19 protein-coding genes are annotated in these 17296 nt (G+C 66.4%); 10 read left to right on the forward strand and 9 right to left on the reverse strand.

Features of this window, described 5'->3' with window-relative positions:
• Positions 1–82: 82 nt before the first annotated feature.
• The 7 genes from OLX02_RS00095 (at position 83) to OLX02_RS00125 (ending at position 6080) form a co-directional block, all read left to right on the forward strand.
• Positions 83–1255, forward strand: coding sequence for an acetyl-CoA C-acetyltransferase (locus OLX02_RS00095; RefSeq protein WP_264419301.1), 1173 nt, complete (start codon positions 83–85; stop codon positions 1253–1255).
• A gap of 23 nt (positions 1256–1278) precedes the next feature.
• Positions 1279–2064, forward strand: coding sequence for an SDR family NAD(P)-dependent oxidoreductase (locus OLX02_RS00100; protein ID WP_264419302.1), 786 nt, complete (start codon positions 1279–1281; stop codon positions 2062–2064).
• A 64-nt stretch (positions 2065–2128) separates the two neighbouring features.
• A complete protein-coding gene (locus OLX02_RS00105; protein WP_264419303.1) occupies positions 2129–3001 on the forward strand; it encodes a crotonase/enoyl-CoA hydratase family protein in 873 nt (290 codons plus the stop codon).
• The gene (locus tag OLX02_RS00110) at positions 2998–3645 is read left to right on the forward strand and encodes a TetR family transcriptional regulator (protein WP_264419304.1); all 648 of its coding nucleotides are present in this window, start codon (positions 2998–3000) and stop codon (positions 3643–3645) included. The genes OLX02_RS00105 and OLX02_RS00110 overlap by 4 nt, the downstream gene beginning before the upstream one ends.
• Positions 3626–4507, forward strand: a complete 882-nt coding sequence (gene mtnP, locus OLX02_RS00115) for an S-methyl-5'-thioadenosine phosphorylase (RefSeq protein WP_264419305.1) — start codon at positions 3626–3628, stop codon at positions 4505–4507. Before OLX02_RS00110 ends, mtnP begins: the two co-directional genes overlap by 20 nt.
• Positions 4508–4617: 110 nt before the next feature.
• Positions 4618–5076 (forward strand): MarR family winged helix-turn-helix transcriptional regulator, encoded by a 459-nt coding sequence (locus tag OLX02_RS00120; RefSeq protein WP_264419306.1) that lies wholly within the window; start codon positions 4618–4620, stop codon positions 5074–5076.
• Entirely contained in the window at positions 5073–6080 is a 1008-nt protein-coding gene (locus tag OLX02_RS00125; protein WP_264419307.1) for a fumarylacetoacetate hydrolase family protein, read from the forward strand. The genes OLX02_RS00120 and OLX02_RS00125 overlap by 4 nt, the downstream gene beginning before the upstream one ends.
• A gap of 82 nt (positions 6081–6162) precedes the next feature.
• On the opposite strand, the gene OLX02_RS00130 is transcribed toward OLX02_RS00125, so the two are convergent.
• The 7 genes from OLX02_RS00130 to OLX02_RS00160 all read right to left on the reverse strand — a co-directional run bounded on the left by OLX02_RS00130 (position 6163) and on the right by OLX02_RS00160 (position 13408).
• Complete coding sequence (locus tag OLX02_RS00130) at positions 6163–7200, reverse strand: type II secretion system F family protein (protein ID WP_264419308.1); 1038 nt, start codon at positions 7198–7200, stop codon at positions 6163–6165.
• 17 nt (positions 7201–7217) lie between these two features.
• A complete protein-coding gene (locus tag OLX02_RS00135; RefSeq protein ID WP_264419309.1) occupies positions 7218–8189 on the reverse strand; it encodes a type II secretion system F family protein in 972 nt (323 codons plus the stop codon).
• Positions 8190–8259: 70 nt separating this feature from the next.
• Complete coding sequence (locus tag OLX02_RS00140; RefSeq protein ID WP_264419310.1) at positions 8260–9531, reverse strand: pilus assembly protein CpaE; 1272 nt, start codon at positions 9529–9531, stop codon at positions 8260–8262.
• Positions 9532–9534: 3 nt separating this feature from the next.
• Positions 9535–10194 (reverse strand): CpaD family pilus assembly protein, encoded by a 660-nt coding sequence (locus OLX02_RS00145; protein ID WP_264419311.1) that lies wholly within the window; start codon positions 10192–10194, stop codon positions 9535–9537.
• A 14-nt stretch (positions 10195–10208) separates the two neighbouring features.
• A complete protein-coding gene (locus OLX02_RS00150; RefSeq protein ID WP_264419312.1) occupies positions 10209–11750 on the reverse strand; it encodes a type II and III secretion system protein family protein in 1542 nt (513 codons plus the stop codon).
• 56 nt (positions 11751–11806) lie between these two features.
• On the reverse strand, positions 11807–12838 hold the full coding sequence (gene cpaB, locus OLX02_RS00155; protein ID WP_264419313.1) for a Flp pilus assembly protein CpaB: 1032 nt from the start codon (positions 12836–12838) through the stop codon (positions 11807–11809).
• Positions 12839–12919: 81 nt separating this feature from the next.
• Positions 12920–13408, reverse strand: coding sequence for a prepilin peptidase (locus tag OLX02_RS00160; RefSeq protein WP_264419314.1), 489 nt, complete (start codon positions 13406–13408; stop codon positions 12920–12922).
• A 109-nt stretch (positions 13409–13517) separates the two neighbouring features.
• Between OLX02_RS00160 and OLX02_RS00165 the strand changes: the two genes are divergently transcribed.
• The 3 genes from OLX02_RS00165 (at position 13518) to OLX02_RS00175 (ending at position 15850) form a co-directional block, all read left to right on the forward strand.
• Complete coding sequence (locus tag OLX02_RS00165) at positions 13518–14483, forward strand: alpha/beta fold hydrolase (RefSeq protein WP_264419315.1); 966 nt, start codon at positions 13518–13520, stop codon at positions 14481–14483.
• Positions 14484–14491: 8 nt separating this feature from the next.
• The gene (locus tag OLX02_RS00170; protein WP_264419316.1) at positions 14492–15595 is read left to right on the forward strand and encodes an NAD(P)/FAD-dependent oxidoreductase; all 1104 of its coding nucleotides are present in this window, start codon (positions 14492–14494) and stop codon (positions 15593–15595) included.
• A gap of 72 nt (positions 15596–15667) precedes the next feature.
• Entirely contained in the window at positions 15668–15850 is a 183-nt protein-coding gene (locus OLX02_RS00175) for a YegP family protein (RefSeq protein WP_264419317.1), read from the forward strand.
• Positions 15851–15893: 43 nt separating this feature from the next.
• Here OLX02_RS00175 and rnhA read toward each other — a convergent pair whose 3' ends face one another.
• Positions 15894–16325 carry a ribonuclease HI gene (gene rnhA, locus OLX02_RS00180; RefSeq protein ID WP_264419318.1) on the reverse strand — a complete coding sequence of 144 codons (432 nt, stop codon included), beginning with the start codon at positions 16323–16325 and terminating at the stop codon, positions 15894–15896.
• Positions 16322–17293, reverse strand: coding sequence for a homoserine kinase (gene thrB, locus OLX02_RS00185; RefSeq protein ID WP_264419319.1), 972 nt, complete (start codon positions 17291–17293; stop codon positions 16322–16324). The genes rnhA and thrB overlap by 4 nt, the downstream gene beginning before the upstream one ends.
• Positions 17294–17296: the final 3 nt, after the last annotated feature.

The following is a 17296-nucleotide window of genomic DNA, read 5'->3' on the forward strand; positions in this document are numbered from 1 at the left end:
TCAGCGTGATGCCCGCTTGACCACCTCCTGTGTCCTGTTTAATCGTTCAATTAAATAGGATCGTTCGAGAGGAGTCGAAGTCATGGGCACCGCCTATATCGTTGATGCAGTGCGTACCGCCGGCGGGCGGCGCGGTGGTCGTCTGGCCGGGGTGCACCCGGTCGATCTCGCCGCGCACACGCTCGATGCACTCGTGCTGCGCAGCGGGATCGATCCCGCCGCCGTCGAGGACGTCATCATGGGTTGCGTGGGCCAGGGCGGCGAACAGGCCCAGCAGGTCGGCCGTATGGCGGTTCTGGCGTCGAAGGTTCTGCCGGAATCGGTTCCCGCCGTCACCATCGACCGCCAGTGCGGTTCCTCGCAGCAGGCAATCCACTTCGCCGCGCAGGCCATCATGAGCGGCACGCAGGACGTGGTGATCGCCGCGGGCATCGAGAGCATGACCCGCGTGCCGATGGGCACGCCCGCCATCCTGTTCATGAAGGAAGGCCTCGGCAACTACCGTTCGCCGGGCATCGTCGAGCGTTACGGCGAAGCGGGCTGGACCCAGTTCGGCGGCGCCGAGGAAATCGCGCGCAAGCACGGGCTGTCCAAGGACATGATGGACCAGTTCGCGCTGGAGAGCCATCTCAAGGCCAAGGCCGCGACTGAATCGGGCGCTTTCAATGCCGAGATCGTGCCGATCGACATCGAAACCCCGGACGGCCCGGCCAAGCACACCGTCGATGAAGGCATTCGCTTCGAAGCCACGCTCGAAGGCATCGCCGGCGTCAAGCTGCTCAGCCCCGAGGGCCGCCTGACGGCTGCAACTTCCAGCCAGATCTGCGATGGCGCCAGCGCCGCGCTGGTCGTCTCGGAAGCCGCGCTCAAGAAGTACAACCTCACCCCGCTCGCGCGCATCCACACGCTGGCCGTGACGGCTGGCGATCCGGTGATCATGCTGGAAGAGCCGCTGTTCGCCACCGACCGCGCGCTCAAGAAGGCGGGCCTCAAGATCGAAGACATCGACCTGTACGAAGTGAACGAAGCGTTCGCCTCGGTGCCGATGGCCTGGCTGAAGCACGTCGGCGCCGATCCGGCGAAGCTCAACGTCAATGGCGGCGCGATCGCGCTGGGCCACCCGCTCGGCGCTTCGGGCACCAAGCTGATGGCGACCCTGCTGCACGGCCTGAAGGCGCGCGGCGGCAAGTATGGCCTCCAGACGATGTGCGAAGGCGGCGGCGTCGCCAACGTCACCATCGTCGAGGCGCTCTGAAATTCCCGAGGGAGGATAATACCATGAATCTCGACAATACCGTTTCCGCCGTCATCACCGGCGGCGCCTCGGGCCTTGGCGCCGCGACGGCGCGCGCGCTGGCGGCCAAGGGCGTGAAGGTCGCCCTGTTCGACCTGAACAAGGAAAAGGGCGAAGCGCTCGCGGCTGAACTGGGCGGCGTGTTCTGCGAAGTGAACGTGACCAGCGACGAAAGCGTCGACGCCGGTTTCGCCAAGTCCCGCGCCGCGATTGGCCAGGAGCGTATCCTGGTCAACTGCGCCGGCACCGGCAACGCGATCAAGACCGCCAGCCGCTCGAAGGAAGACGGCTCGATCCAGCACTTCCCGATCGATGCCTTCAACATGATCATCCAGATCAACCTGGTCGGGACGTTCCGCTGCATCGCCAAGTCGGCGGCAGGCATGATGACGCTCGACCCGGTGGGCGAGTTCGGCGAGCGCGGTGCAATCGTCAACACCGCGTCGGTGGCGGCTGAAGACGGTCAGATGGGCCAGGCATCGTACTCGGCTTCGAAGGCCGGCGTCGTTGGCATGACCCTGCCGATCGCGCGCGACCTGATGGCCGAAGGCATTCGCGTCAACACGATCCTGCCGGGTATCTTCAACACCCCGCTGCTCGCTGCCGCGCCCGACAATGTGAAGGCCGCCCTGGCCGCGTCGGTGCCGTTCCCCAAGCGCCTCGGCGATCCGGCGGAATATGCCAATCTCGCGCTTTGCATGATCGAGACGGGCTACTTCAACGGTGAAGACGTCCGCCTTGACGGTGCCATCCGCATGGCGCCGCGCTGATCCAACGATAATGATGGGCCGGGGCGCAAAGACCCCGGCCCTTTTTCTTCCCCGGGAGAGGGCCATGACCGAATACAAGCAGATCAAGCTCGATATCGCGGATGGGGTTGCCACCCTGACGCTCCATCGCCCGGAGAAGATGAACGCCTTCACCGGCACGATGATGTCGGAAATCATCGACGCTTTCGATCGCACCGATGCCGATGACAGCGTGCGCGCGGTGATCATCACCGGTTCGGGCGACCGCGCGTTCTGCGCCGGCGCCGACCTGACCCCCGAAGACGGCAAGCACGTGTTTTCGAGCGGCGAGCAGGTGGCTGACCTGTCCGACCCGCGCGTGCGTGATGGCGGCGGATTGCTGACGCTGCGTCTCTACCAGTCGAAGAAGCCGATCATCGGCGCGATCAACGGCGCGGCCGTGGGCATCGGCGTGACGATGCAGCTGCCGTTCGACATTCGTCTCGCATCGACCAAGGCGCGCTTCGGTTTCGTCTTCGCCCGCCGCGGCATCGTGCCCGAGGCCGCTTCGAGCTGGTTCCTGCCGCGCATCGTCGGGATGCCGCAGGCGCTCGAATGGACCATGACCGGCCGCATTTTCGATGCCGAGGAAGCACTGCGTGGCGGGCTGGTGCGCTCGGTTCACGCGCCCGAGGATCTTTTGCCCGCAGCCAATGCGCTGGCACGCGAAATCGCCGACAACACCAGCTCGGTGTCGGTCGCGATGACCCGCGCGATGCTATGGCACAATCCGCAATACGATCACCCGATGAAGGCGCACCGGATCGACAGCCGGGCGATCTACACGCTCTCGCGCGGGGCCGATGCCAAGGAAGGTGTGGCCAGCTTCCTCGAAAAGCGCGCTCCCAGCTACCCTGCGCGTGTTTCTTCGGATATGCCCGACTTTTATCCGTGGTGGGACGAGCCGGGTTACGAATGAACGATACGACGGGAAGCACGGACAACGTGGAACAGCAGGGGGCGCGCGAGCTTTTGCTCGATACGGCTTCGGCCATCATGCGCGAAGGGGATCAGGTCGACATTTCGCTGTCGGAACTGTCCCTTCGCTCTGGGCTGAACTCGGCACTGGTCAAATACTATTTCGGCAACAAGGCGGGGCTTCTCAAGGCCCTGCTGGACCGGGACATGACGACTATCGTCCGTTCGGTCGATGCCCTGCTGGCGAAGGACGCGATGCCGCCCGAAGCCAAGCTGAGGCGCCATATCGGCGCCTGCATCGACACGTACTATGCCTACCCCTACCTCAACCGGCTGCTGATGCGGCTGGTGCGCGACAGCGATGAGGCCGAGGCGAAGCGAATCGCGGACAAGTATCTGACTCCCCTGGGGCAGGCTTACGACCGGTTCATCGGCTCGGGCGTGAAGGCGGGCGTGTTCCGGCCTATCGACCCGCAGCTGTTCTACTTCACCGTCACCGGGGCGGCGGACCGGTTCTTCTCGGCGCGGCTGGTGCTGAAGCATTGCTACGGCACTGACACGCTGACGCAGGAACTGCGCGACCGCTACCGCGAGCATACCGTCGACTTCATCATGGCGGGCATTCTTGCGCACCCGTCGGCCTGACGGCGGCTGGCGCATCGGTGTGATCGGCGGCTCGGGGCTCTATGCCCTGGGGATGCTCGATGACGTGCAGACGATCGAGGTCGGCTCGCCTTTCGGGCAGCCTTCGGGCCCGGTAACGCTAGGCCGGATCGGAGACGTCTCGTTTGCGTTCCTGCCGCGCCACGGGGCAGGGCACCGCATCTCACCCGAGGCGGTGAACTACCGCGCCAACATTGATGTGTTGAAGCGCTGCGGCGTGACCGACCTTCTCGCGATCTCGGCCATCGGTTCGCTGCGCGAGGAACTGGCCCCGGGCAGCTTCGTCGCGGTCGACCAGTTCATCGACCGGACGCATGCGCGGCCCCAGAGCTTTTTCGGTGAAGGGCTGGTGGCGCACGTGTCGCTCGCCGATCCGGTTTGTGCGCGGCTTTCCGCCATTGCCGCGGATGCCGCGGTGACGGCGGGCGCGGTGGTCCACCGCGGCGGGTGCTATCTGGCGATGCAGGGGCCGCAGTTTTCAACTCGCGCGGAAAGCCGGATGTACCGGCAGTGGGGCGCCGACGTGATCGGCATGACCGCGCTGCCCGAGGCCCGGCTCGCTCGCGAGGCGGAGCTGCCTTATGCGCTGCTGGGCATGGTCACCGATTACGACAGCTGGCGCGAAGGCGACCACGTCGAGGTGTCTGACGTGCTGGCGGTCATGCACGGCAATGCCGCTCTGGCGCGCGCGACCGTGGCCGGACTGGCCGCGGCGCTTCCCCAGGTGCGCGATGCCAGCCCGTTCGACCGGGCACTCGACGGCGCGATCATGACCGCGCCCGAACAGCGCGATCGGCAGCTGATGGCCAAACTCGACGCGATAGCTGGGCGTGTGTTGACGTAAAGAAAATTTCATTTGGTGATAGGCAGGCGCATTTTCTAAGGGGGCCTGCTCAATACGGGCGCCACATTCTTTCGCTTGCACGCAAGCTGGTTTCAGTGGATACCAATTACATGCCCGGAACTCACACCCGCCTCGCCGATTTCGTTCCCTATCGGATGGCCATCACCTCCAATGCGGTGAGCGGCCTGATATCGGACGAATATCGCAACGAGTTCGGGCTCAAACTGCCCGAATGGCGGATCATGGCGGTGCTGGGCGATGCCGGCGCGCTGACCCAGCGCGATCTCGTCCGCGCCACCTTGATGGACAAGGTCGCCGTGAACCGCGCGTGCAAGGTGCTGGAAGAGCGCGCGCTGGTCCAGCGCAGCCCCAACGTGGCGGACGGGCGTTCGCACCATCTCGAACTGACCGAGGCGGGCAGGGCGATGCATGGACAGATCTGGCCGCAGGCCTTGGCGATCTACGAGAAGATCTTCGCCGCTCTCACTCCGCGCGAAACTGACAAGCTGCGCGGGCTGCTCGACAAGTTGCTCAAGTCCGTGCGTACGCTGGAAGGGGACGTCAAGTGAAGCTCGCATCGCTGCCGCAGGGGCGCGACGGTCGGTTGATCGTCGTGTCGAACGACCTCGCCTGGTATACCGACGCTGATCATATCGTGCCCACGATGCAGGGCCTGCTCGATGAGTGGGAGCGTCATGCGCCCCATCTTGAAGCGCTGGCAATCGAGCTGGAGCATGAGGCCATCCCGCGCAAGCGCTTCCACGAGCGCGAGGCGGCGGCGCCGCTGCCACGCGCCCATCAGTGGGCGGACGGCAGCGCCTACGTCAATCACGTTGAACTGGTGCGCAAGGCGCGCGGTGCGGAGCTGCCCGAAAGCTTCTGGACCGACCCGCTGATGTACCAGGGTGCCAGCGATGACCTGCGCGGCGCGCGTGATCCGCTGGTCCTGCCGGATGAGGCATGGGGCGGCGATTTCGAAGCGGAAGTGGTGGTCGTGACCGGCGATGTCGCGCAAGGCGTATCGGCTGAGGAAGCGCGCGCTGCCGTCCGGCTGGTGGGGCTGGTCAATGACGTTTCGCTGCGCAACCTGATCCCCGCTGAACTCGCCAAGGGCTTCGGCTTCGTGCAGTCAAAGCCGGCCAGCCACTTCTCGCCAGTGTTCGTGACGCCGGAGACGCTGGGCGACGCCTGGCAGGGCGGCAAGCTGCACCTGTCTGTTTCGGTCGATCTCAACGACCAGCCGTTCGGGCGGCTGGCCGCGGCGGAGGACTGCACGTTCGATTTCGGAGTGCTGATCGCGCATCTGGCCAAGACGCGGAACATAGGCGCGGGCTCGATCGTCGGCTCGGGCACAGTCTCCAATCGCGATGCCGATGGATCGCCGGGCCGGCCGGTGGCGCAGGGCGGGCATGGGTATGCCTGCATCGCCGAACAGCGCATGGTCGAGCAGATCGCGACCGGCGTAGCGGCCACGCCGTTCCTGCGGCACGGCGACAAGGTGCGTATCGAAGTGCGCGACAAGGCCGGGCACAGCATCTTCGGTGCCATCGAACAGGTGGTCGTGCCGAGCTGATCGGTCCGCCTCGGCAGTAACATGAAAGGCCCCGGATCTTGCTGATCCGGGGCCTTTTGTTGTGTTGGCGGTTTACGCTGTGTCAGGAGGCAGGGGCGGGGGCCATGGCTCCAGGTTTCCCGCTGCCGCCCAGCATGCTGTCGCTGATCGAGCAGGCGGCAGGGCCGAGAATGACGATGAACAGCGTGGGCAGGATGAACAGGATGAGCGGCACGGTCATGATCGCGGGCAGACGTGCCGCCTTTTCTTCCGCGCGCATCATGCGTTCGTTGCGGAACTCGGCCGAGAGCACGCGCAGCGCGGAGGCGAGCGGCGTACCGTAGCGCTCGGTCTGGATCATGGTCGTGACCACGCCCTTCACCGATTCAAGATTGACGCGGTAGGCAAGGTTCTCGAACGCTTGGCGCCGTTCGGTGAGGAAGGACAGTTCGATCGCGGTGAGCGCGAATTCGTCGCCCAGTTCGGGATAGGCGCGGCCGAGTTCGCGCGCGACGCGGCTGAACGCGGCGTCGACGGTCAGGCCGGCCTCGGCGCAGATCACCAGCAGGTCGAGCGCGTCCGGCAGGCCCTTGCGGATTTCCACGGTGCGCTTGCCGACAAGGTTCTGGACGAACAGGTCCGGCCCCTTGTAGCCCGCGATGACGAGGATCGCGAAGACGGTGAAACGCTTCATCGAACCCCATTCGGGGAAGAAGTTGACCAGGTAGATCAGCACGAATGCGGTCAGGCCGAGCACGATCGGCCCGATCATGCGGCCCAGGATGACAGCGACGGCCCATTCCTTCTTGCGGATGCCGGCCTGCGCCAGCTTCTGCTGGACCACCTTGAGCTGGCTGTCCTGAAGCACGCGCAGCGATTCAAGGAACGAGCGGATCGAATCGGTCGTCTGGTTGCGGCGGACGATGCTGGCGCGCTTGCGCGCGTTGGCGGTGATGATGCCGGCCTTGAGCTGTTCGCGCCGTTCGTTGAGCGCCTTCACGCGCTTGGCCATCGGATCGCGGACCGTCACCGCGGCGTAGATTGCCAGCATGATCGCGGCGGCGGCGATGCCGACCATGATCGAGCCGACGGCGATCACGTCGAAGCCGAGCAGGGTGGGTCCTTGCGGGGTCCTGAGCATTACTTGTTGCCTCCCCGTCAGATTTCGAAGTTGACCATCTTGGCCATGATGAATGCGCCAAGGGAGAGCCAGATGAACCCGCCGATGCCGGCGATGATCAGGCGTTCGTCGACGAAAAACTTGCCGATGTAGGTCGGGTTGACCCAGTAGATCAGGCCGAACACGATGAACGGCAAGGCACCCACGATATAGGCAGAGGCTTTCGATTCCGAACTCATCGCGCGAATCTTGAGCTTCATCTGCGCGCGCTTGCGCAGCACGTCCGAGAGGTTGGCGAGCGTTTCCGCCAGGTTGCCGCCCGTCTCGCGCTGGATTGCCAGGGTGATGCAGAAGAAGCTGAACTCGGCCATATTGAGCCGGTCGGCGGTTTCCTGCAGCGATTCCTCCATCGTGCGGCCGACCCTGATGCGATCGTTGACGAGCTTGAACTCCTCGCCCACCGGACCGGGCAGTTCGACCGCGACGAGTTGCAGGGTCTCGCTGATCGGCAGGCCCGAGCGCAAGCCGCGCACCAGCAGTTCCAGAGCTTCGGGAAAGCGCGTGACGAACGAATCGAAGCGTTTGTTGATCGCTCGTCCGACGAGGAAGTGCGGCACGCCGGCGCCCACGACCACGCCGACGCCGAGCGCCAGCAGCGGCGCACCGGACTTGAGATAGACCAGCAGCAGCACCGCCATGCCCAGGCCGCCGGAGAAGTAGAGGTACTGGCTCAGCGTCCAGTTCCGGCCGGTGCGGTGCAGGCGCAGTTCCAGCGCTTCCAGCCGCGAGGCGGAGCCGGCAAGGCGGTAAGCTTTGGGTTTGCGCGCCGCGACCGCCTTGCGATACTGCGCCTCCACCTTGTCATTGGCGTTGTCCGAGTGGCGGAAGCGGACCTGCTGGAGCCGGCGCGCGCTTTCCTTGGTCGGCGAAGGCCCGCTGAACGCCGCATAGCCCAGCACCAGCACCGCCATGATGCCGATGGACATGATCAGGAACTGGACGATGTTCATCGGGCTATCCTGCCTTGTTCTTCACCAACCTGTTGGCGCCGTGCGGCCCCGCCGTCGGTCATCCCGCCGGTCACGCCGGGGTCTTGGCCTTCGGCGCCAGCATCTTCTTGAGGTCGAACCTGCCGAGCAGCGATCCCGTGGGCGTCTTGCGCGGCGTCTTGTCGACCTCGCCCTTTTCGTCCTGCAGCGCGATGATCGCCTCGCCAAGGTCGCGCATCATCACGCCGGCCTTGGTCCCGCGGTTCGCACCGACGAACGTCTGGCCCAGCTTCGCGGCGTTGGCCGCCGCCTTCACGTCGTAGGGGATCGTGAAGTTGATCTTGCGCTCGATCGAGGCTTCGAAATCCGACTTGCTGATCTCGCCCACGCCCGCGTGGACCTTGTTGGCGATGACCAGCGGGTGCGCATGGCTGGCGTTGGTCTTGAGCCATGAAAGCAGGCGGATCGCATCGCGCGCGCCCGCCAGCGTGAGCTCGGTGGTGACGACCACCACGTTCACGTCCGCCAGCAGGTGCGGGAAGTTGATCAGCATGTTGCGCGGCAGATCGATGATCGTCATCTCGAACGCGTGGCGGAATTCCTCCTCCAGCTGCACGAAAGCGCTGCCATCGGTCATCAGCGGGGCGCTGATCGGCGCTTCGGCCGAGAGAATCGCCAGATTGTCATTGGCGCGGATCATCGCGCGTTCGATGAACAGTCCGTCGATGCGGCTGGGATTGTCGATTGCGTCGGTCAGGCCGCGGCCTGGTTCGAGATCTAGCGTCAGCGCGCCGGTGCCGAAATGCACGTCAAGATCGAGCAGCGCGGTCGGCAGCTTGTGATCGCTGCTGAACAGCCACGCCAGCGACGTGGCCAGCGTGGAGGCGCCGACGCCGCCACGCGTGCCGACCACGGCGGTGGAGATGTGGCGCTTGACCGTGGTCGCGTCGTGGCTCTTGGGCGCGGTGAAGATCGCCTGCGCCTGTACCAGTGCATCGCGCACCTGGCCCGGCGAGAGCGGCTTCAGCAGGTAGTCCTGGATGCCCGAGGCGATGAGATCGCGGTAGAGGCGCACGTCGTTGACCTGGCCCACCGCAATCACGACGGTGCCCGGCTCGCACACTTCGGCCAGCGCGTTGATGTCGTTTAGCGGATCGCCGCTTTCCGACAGGTCGACCATCAGGATCGCCGGGCTGGCCGTGATCGACAGTGACTGGACCGCGTTGCGAAGGCCGCCCTTGGCGCACTTCTCGGGCTGCCAGCCCATGTCCACCGCGACCGGGCGCAGCACGTCGAGCGCCGCGTCGTCGCACATGAAGGCAGCAAACATGTCGCGGCTGCCGTTTTTCCAGGGTGCGCTCATGGATCAGTTACCCCCCCCTGCGGACTTGCTGGTCGAATTGACCTTGAGGCCTTCCTTCCCGGTCGGCTCCTGCGTGCGATAGGCGTCGATTGCCTTGCTCGAACTCATCACCACGGTATCGCCACGGCCGCGGGCGCCGCGCACAAGGTCTTCCTTGTTGGCGACCATCGCGGCGAGGTTCGCGTTGACCGCGCAGCCGTAGCCGGGCGAGGTCGCGTTGCGCGCGTTGGCGTCGGACTTCGCGGACCAGTCCGGGCAGCCCGGCACAGAGGCGACAGTGCGGGTGACCACGACCCGGACCGTGCCGGGATAGACATCGCCTTCGGTGACCGGGGCGGTTTCCGCGATCACGATGGCGAAGCGTGCGGCCACGGCCTCGATCGAGGCACGGGTGCCAGGTGAGCCGAGCGGATCGTCGATCGAGACGCGGTCGCCATAAGCGAGATCCATCGTCTCGAACCAGCCGGCGAGGCGACGCTGTTCGGCGACGGCCAGCGTGCCATCGGACTGCGTGGCGAGGTCGAGCACGTAGTTGTTGCGTTCGACCACCGGCTGGTGGACGCTGTCGAGCGAGGCGTTGGTCGCCATGCCGCCGCATCCCGAAAGGACCAGGGCGAGCGAGAGGGCGAGCGCGGCGCCGGCAAGAGGCTTGGTCGTGGGCATCCGGAAGTCCCTTCTCACTTGAGGTTGAAGCCGGGCGCGGCACCGCCGGACGCATGGTCCTTGGCGAGCTTGCGCGACTGGCGATCATCGGCGACCGGTGCGGTCGGGCGATCGAGCGCACCGACCTTCGGGTTCGACGGGGCGGGGCCCTGCTTCTCGCTCGGCTTGGGGCGATCGCCGCCGGTCACGCCGTTGTTTTCCTGGTTGCCGAGCAACTGGCTGAGCGCGTCGGCAGCGCGGAAGCCGTCGGTCGGCAGCTTGATTGCGCTCGCATCCACCGGCGTGACCAGATAGGGCGTCACCACGATCACCAGCTCGGTCTCGCCCTTCTTGAAGGCGGTCGAGCGGAACAGCGAGCCGAGGATCGGCACGTCGCCCGCCCCCGGCATCTTGGTGACGTTGTTCTGGTTGCCGTTGCGCATCAGGCCGGCGATCATGAAGCTCTGGCCCGAACCCAGTTCCACCGTGGTTTCGGCGCGGCGGATGGTGAGTGCGGGGATCGAGTAGCCGTTGAGGCTCACCGCGCCGTCCGCCGAGAGTTCGGATACTTCGGGGCGAACCCGAATGGAGATGCGCCCGTCCGCCAGCACCGTGGGGGTGTAGGCGAGGCTGACGCCGTACTTCTTGTACTCGATCGACGTGGCGCCGAGTCCCTGGCTGATCGGGATCGGATATTCGCCGCCGGCAAGGAAGTCCGCCGTTTCACCCGACAGCGCGGTGAGGTTCGGCTCGGACAACGTCGTGACGAGGCCGACCGTTTCGCCCGCATCAAGTGCGCCGAGGAGATCGAGGCCCAGCAATTTGCCCGCGCCGGCCAGCGTGGTTCCGCTCGAGTTGGGGGTTACCACGGTGGTGCCGTCGGAACCCTTGGTGCCGATCACCAGCGGGCCGCCGGCGGTCGCCTGCGGGTAGAAGGCGCGGCCCTGGCCCAGTCCGAACTTGAAGCCGCTGCTGGCGTCGGCACTCGTCCAGTTCATGCCGAGGTTGCGCACCAGCGTGCGGCTGACTTCGGCGAACTTGACGTGCAGGCTGACCTGAAGCGGCGTCGCCATCTTCAGGCGGCTGATGACGGTGGTCTTCTCGCCGACGAAAGCCTTGACCAGGCGCTCCGCCTCGGCCGCGTCTTCGGGCGCCGCGACGGTGCCGGTCAGCAGCACCGTGTTGTTCATCGTCGAGGTGGCGATGCGCGCTTCGGGCATGGCGAGATGAAGCATCTGGTCGATGCTGTCGAGATTGGTGCCGACCCGGACGTTGGCCGACCAGATCACGGCGCCGGCGGCATTGCTGGCATAGACCGTGGTCTCGCCGCCCGCCTTGCCGAACACGTAGAGCTGGTTGGCCGACTTGACCTGCACGTCGGCGATCTCGTCGTTGGCGACGAACACGTCGGCCATGCTGCCGGGCAGGGTGACAAGCTCACCGCGGCCGATCGACAGGGCGATGCTGCGTGCCGGGCTGGTCACGCTCTGCGCCTGGGCGCTGTCGAACGCGGGGACCGCGATGGCGCCTGCGGCGATGGTCGCACCCAGCAGGGTGGAAAGAAGCGGTGCCTTCATGATCTTGCCTTTCGCAAGCGGGCGGCGGAGAGCGGCGGTGTGGGCTGGGCGACGCATCAGCGGCTGCTCACCGGAACGGCTTCGGTCGTCTTGCCGCGAGTAATCCGGACCACCGGGCCGCGGGGGGCCATCGGGGCACCGCCCATTGCGGGGCCGCGCATCATCGGCGGAGCGGCGGGGGCAGGATCCTGGCGCGGTGCGCCGTTCAGTTCGGTCAGCGGCATGGTCTTGCGCTGGAAGCGCGAGACGTCGCCGCCGGTGACAAACGTGCTGCCACGGTCAAGCGGGCGGGTCATCGCGGCCTTGAGCAGGCGTTCTTCCTCGGCCTTGCTGGCACCGGCGGGAACCTTGACCGTACCGGAAGCGACCGCCTGTTCGAGTTCGGAGGAGTTGTCGGACAGCGAGCGGAGCGACAGGCTGATCGTGCCGATGGTCTGCGCCACCGCGACTTCTTCCGCGATCTTCGGCGTGACTTCGAGCGTGACGGTGCTGAACGTGCGGACGCGGGTCTTGCCTTCGACCATTTCCTGTTCGGTCGACTGGTCGGTGGCGAGCACGCGCAGGTTCTTGAGGATCGTTTCGGACGCCTTGAGCGCCTGTCCCTCGTTGACCTTGACGGTCTGCGTCAGGACCAGGTCGATGTGGTCGCCCGGGAAGACGAAGCCGGCGACGCCGGTGCGGGCGCTGACGGGGATGGTGACGGCGCGCATTCCCGGCTGCAGCGCGGCGGCCAGGAAGCCGCGGTCGCCCGGTGCGACCAGCGAGCCCTGCGTGACCGGCTCGCCGGCGGTGATGGGGTTGCGCACCACGGTGCCCAGCAGCTTGGCCATGTCCGCCTCGCCTTCGACGAAGTAGGCGTCCTGGACCATGTCCTTGGGCCAGTTCTGGTAGCCGATGGAGTCTGCGGTGATGATCGTGCCGACCGGCAGCCCGCGCTGTGCAACAAGCACCTTGGGGCCGAGCGGCATTTTCGCTGCGGCTTCCGCCTGCGGCGTGGACGCGCCGGAGAACAGGCTCCTGGCGGCAAAGGCGGTGCCGATCGCAACGATCAGTGCCCCCACCAGCAGCAACAGCTTCTTCTTGTCCATGGCTACAATCCCGCCCTGTTAAAACCGTGTCAAACGTTGTCCAAGTGCCCGTCTCAATCGGACAAAATGGTTAAAATTGGCCTATCCCGCGCTGGCCGCGTGCAATGCGGCAGCGAGTGTGGGGCTGAGTACCCACAGCCCGGCGCCGGCGATCGCCACGCCGTAGGGGATCTTGAGCTTGTCCTTGCGGCGCAGCGCGGTGTGCCACATGGCCAGGACCACGGTGAGCACGCCGCCGGCAATCGCCATGATGACGAGCAGCTTGAGGAACAGCATCGCCGGCAGCCACAGCGCCAGCGCGGTCAGCAGCTTCACATCGCCGCCGCCCATCATCTTCATCGCGAACAGGCCGGCGAGCGCAAAGAACGCGAGTGCCGCCACGCCCAGTTGCAATGCCACCTCTGGCCACAGGCTGAGGCCAGAAGCCCACCAGTACAGGGGGGCGCCAAGCGCCACCGCCGCGTTCAGCCAGTTGTCGATCTGGCGACGCCGGATGTCGGTGAAAGCAGCGACAAGCAGTGCGATTGCCAAGGCGCCGACCAGTGCGTAGACGAAGGTGTTTTCCTGCATGGTTTGAGGCCATACGGGGCAATCACTTACCAAACGGTAACCAAGATTATCCCCGGAACCGGGCGGATTTCCCGGTGGCGCGAAGGCAGGCAGGCACGCACTCGGGACCATGACGGACGCTTTCGACAGACGCAGCATTCCCCCCGCCGCGCACGAGGGAACGTGGCTCGCGCCCGATGGCTACGCGATCCGCCGGATCGACTGGCCGAGCCCGCCGGGCACGGGCCAGGCGGCGCCACGGGGATCCCTGCTGTTCCTTCCGGGACGCGCCGACTTTTATGAAAAGTATCTGGAAACACTGGCTTACTGGGCGGATGAGGGTTGGCACGTAACTGCCGCCGACTGGCGCGGGCAGGCCGGGTCCGGTCGCTTCACCAGCGACCCGTTGACGGGCCACGTCGAGGACTTTTCTGTGTGGGTGGAGGACCTTGCCGCGCTGTGGCGGGACTGGACCGAGACCACCCCCGGACCGCACGTGCTGGTGGGCCATTCGATGGGCGGCCACCTTGTGCTGCGCACGCTGGCGGAACGGAAAATTACACCCGATGCGGTTGTTTTAAGTGCGCCGATGCTCGGATTCGTCACGCCGATCCCCGCCTTTGTCCAGCACGCAGTCGCCCGATTGATGTGCCGTATTGGCGATTCGCGGCGCATGGCCTGGGCATCGAGCGAGAAGCCGGGCGCGAGTCTGGCCGGACGGGCCGCGCTGCTGACCCACGATGTCGATCGCTACGCCGACGAACTGTGGTGGAAGGAGCATCGCCCCGCGCTGGCGATGGGACCGGCGAGCTGGGGCTGGGTGGAGCGCGCCGCCGATTCGGTCGCGCGGCTTTCCGCGCCGGGGGTGCTGGAAGCGATCGAAACGCCGGTGCTGGTGCTGGCTGCTCGCTATGACGGATTGGTCGCGTGGAAGGCGTCCGAGCGCGCGGCGCGGCGTCTGCCGCGCGCGCAGCTGGCGGTCTGGGGGCGCGAGGGACGGCACGAGCTGCTGCGCGAAGTGGACGCGGTGCGCGACCGCGTGCTGGCTACCATCGACGACTTCCTTGACCGCATGGCCCCGCGCTTGCAGGGCTGATCGCCGACATGACCGAACATTTCGACGTCGCCATCATCGGCGCGGGCATGGCAGGCGCGAGCCTTGCCGCCGAATGCGCTCCCCATGCCCGTGTGCTGCTGGTCGAGGCGGAGGACGCGCCCGGCTACCACACTACCGGCCGCTCCGCCGCGTTCTGGGAAGAAGCCTATGGCGGGCCGGGCGTACTGCCGCTGACCGAGGCTTCGGGCCGGTTCCTGCGCGAGGGCGGCTTCCTTTCGCCGCGCGGCGCGCTCAACATCGGCCGCGAGGAAGACCGGACCAAGGTGGAGGCCTTCGTCGAGCGCTTCGCCCCGCTGGGGGTGACGGTCGAACTGCTGGAAGGCGCGGCGCTGGCGGCGCGTGTGCCGGGTCTTTCGCCCGCGTGGTGCGTGGCGGCGTGGGAGCCGGACTGCGCCGACATCGACGTGGCGGGCCTGCACCAGCACTATCTGGCGGTCGCCGCGCGCATCGGCAGCGTGCTTCGCGTGCGGGCTCGAATCGAACACATCGAGCGCGAGGGCGAGGCATGGCGGATCGCCTGGCGCGATGGCGAGGCGCGCGCAGGGCGGGTGGTCAATGCCGCCGGGGCCTGGGCAGACACGGTCGCGTCACTGGCGGGCGCGGCTCCGCTGGGCATCCGCCCGCTGCGGCGCACCGTGGTGCAATTGCGCACCGAGCCCGTCCCGCCGGCCGATCTGCCGCTGACCCTGGGCATCAACGAGGACTTCTACTTCAAGCCGCAAGGCGGGCGACTGTGGCTCTCGCCGCACGACGAGACGCCGGACGTGGCGCGTGATGCCGCGGCCGAGGAACTGGACGTGGCCATCGCCATCGACCGCATGAATCACGTGGTCGACTGGAAAGTCGAGGCGGTCGAACGACGCTGGGCGGGGCTGCGCAGCTTCGCGCCCGACCGGCTGCCAATCTACGGTTTCGATCCGGCGGTGGACGGATTCTTCTGGTTCGCCGGGCAGGGCGGCTTCGGCATCCAGACCGCACCGGCCGCCGCGCGGCTGGGCGCGCAGTTGTTGCTGGGCCTTGGTTCCGACGCGTTGACGGCGCGAATCGATCCTGCCGCCTATGCACCGTCGCGCTTCACCGCCGCGGCATAGTTACGGTTTGTGCGCGCCGGGCTGCGTGCTATTCCCCGCCGGGGGCTTGGACGCACAGCTGGGAGAGCCGCAGTGGCGCACCGTTTCGAGATCCGTAAGAACAAGGCGGGCGAGTTCGTCGCCTATTTCTGCTACAACAGCGAAACGATTTTCTGGACCGAGGGCTATGCCTCGAAGGCCAGCGCGAAGAACGCGATCGATTCGATCCTGAAGAACGGGCCGACGGCTGAAGTGGTGGACACGACCACGGCCTGACGCCGCCAGACTCCCCCTCCTCGCCCGGGGAGGGGACTGGACATCAGGCGGCCAGCGCGGCGTCGCTCGCCAGCTTGTCCACTCGCTCGTTTTCGGGGTGGCCGTCATGGCCGCGCACCCAGACCCATTCGACCTCGTGCGTTTTTACCGCCGCGACGAGTGCACGCCACAGGTCCTCGTTCTTGACCGGCTTGTTGTCGGCTGTCTTCCAGCCCTTCTTCTGCCAGCCGAACACCCACTTGGTGATGCCGTCCAGCACGTAGCGGCTATCGGTGTGGAGCGTGACCTTGCACGGCGATTTCAGCGCTTCCAGCGCGCGGATCGCGCCCATCAGCTCCATGCGATTGTTGGTGGTGAGCTTTTCCGAGCCGACCAGTTCGCGCTCGTGCTCGCCCATGCGCAGCAGTGCGCCCCAGCCGCCCTTGCCCGGATTGCCCTTGCATGCGCCGTCGGTGAAAATCTGGACGTGCTTCATGCGAACACCTGCGGGTTGGCGACGTAGAATTGCAGCCGGCGGGCGAAGGCCAGCGGGTCCTTCTTCGTCACCAGCGCATCGGCGGGCGTGTTCAGCCAGTCGTAGGCGCGGCTCATGATGAAGCGCATCGCCGCGCCTTGTGCGAGCAGGGGCAGGGCCGCGCGTTCCTCTGCGGAGAGCGGACGTTCGGCCTCGTACCCGGCAAGCAGCGCTTCCGACAGGTCGGGGCGGAAACCCGTGCCGCTGGCGTCGAAACACCATGCGGCGTGAGTCACCGCCACGTCGTAGGCGGCCATGTCGTTGCAGGCGAAGTAGAAGTCGATCAGCCCGGTGACGGTGTCGCCCAGCATCAGCACGTTGTCGGGGAACAGATCGGCATGGATGACCGTGCGCGGCAAATCGCCCGGCCACGCGCTGGCGAGGCGGGGGAGGTGCCCGGCCACGATCTCCGCCAGTTCGGGGGCGATCTGGGCAAGCCCGTCCGGCCCGCATTCGGCGGCCAGTCGCTGCCATTCGGCCACGCCCATGCCGTTGGCACGGTTCCCGGCGAAGCCTTCGGCGCGCAGGTGCATCTGCGCCAGCGCCCGGCCCACCGCGCGTGCCTGTCCTGGCGTGGGATCGCTCACTGAAACGCCTGGCAGATATTCGATGAGCGCCAACGCCTTGTCGCCCCGCATCCGGTAGAGGTTGCCCTCGCGGTCGTGGATCGTGCGCGGTACCGGGCAACCCTGCGCGGCCAGATGGTCGAGCAGCGAGAGGAAATAGGGCAGGTCGCCCAGCTCGATGCGAAACTCGTACATCGTCAGGATGAAGCGCGCGCCGCGCCCATCCTGGCCGGTGGTGTCGATCAGCCAGTTGCTGTTCGACACGCCTTCCGCGATGCCCTTGGCCGAAACCAGTGTGCCGACATCGAACGCGTCGATCAGCGCCGCCATGTCCTCGGCGCCGAGGTGCGTATAGACTGCCATGGT

This window comes from Novosphingobium sp. KCTC 2891, from assembly GCF_025938155.1.
Taxonomy (GTDB): Bacteria; Pseudomonadota; Alphaproteobacteria; order Sphingomonadales; family Sphingomonadaceae; genus Novosphingobium.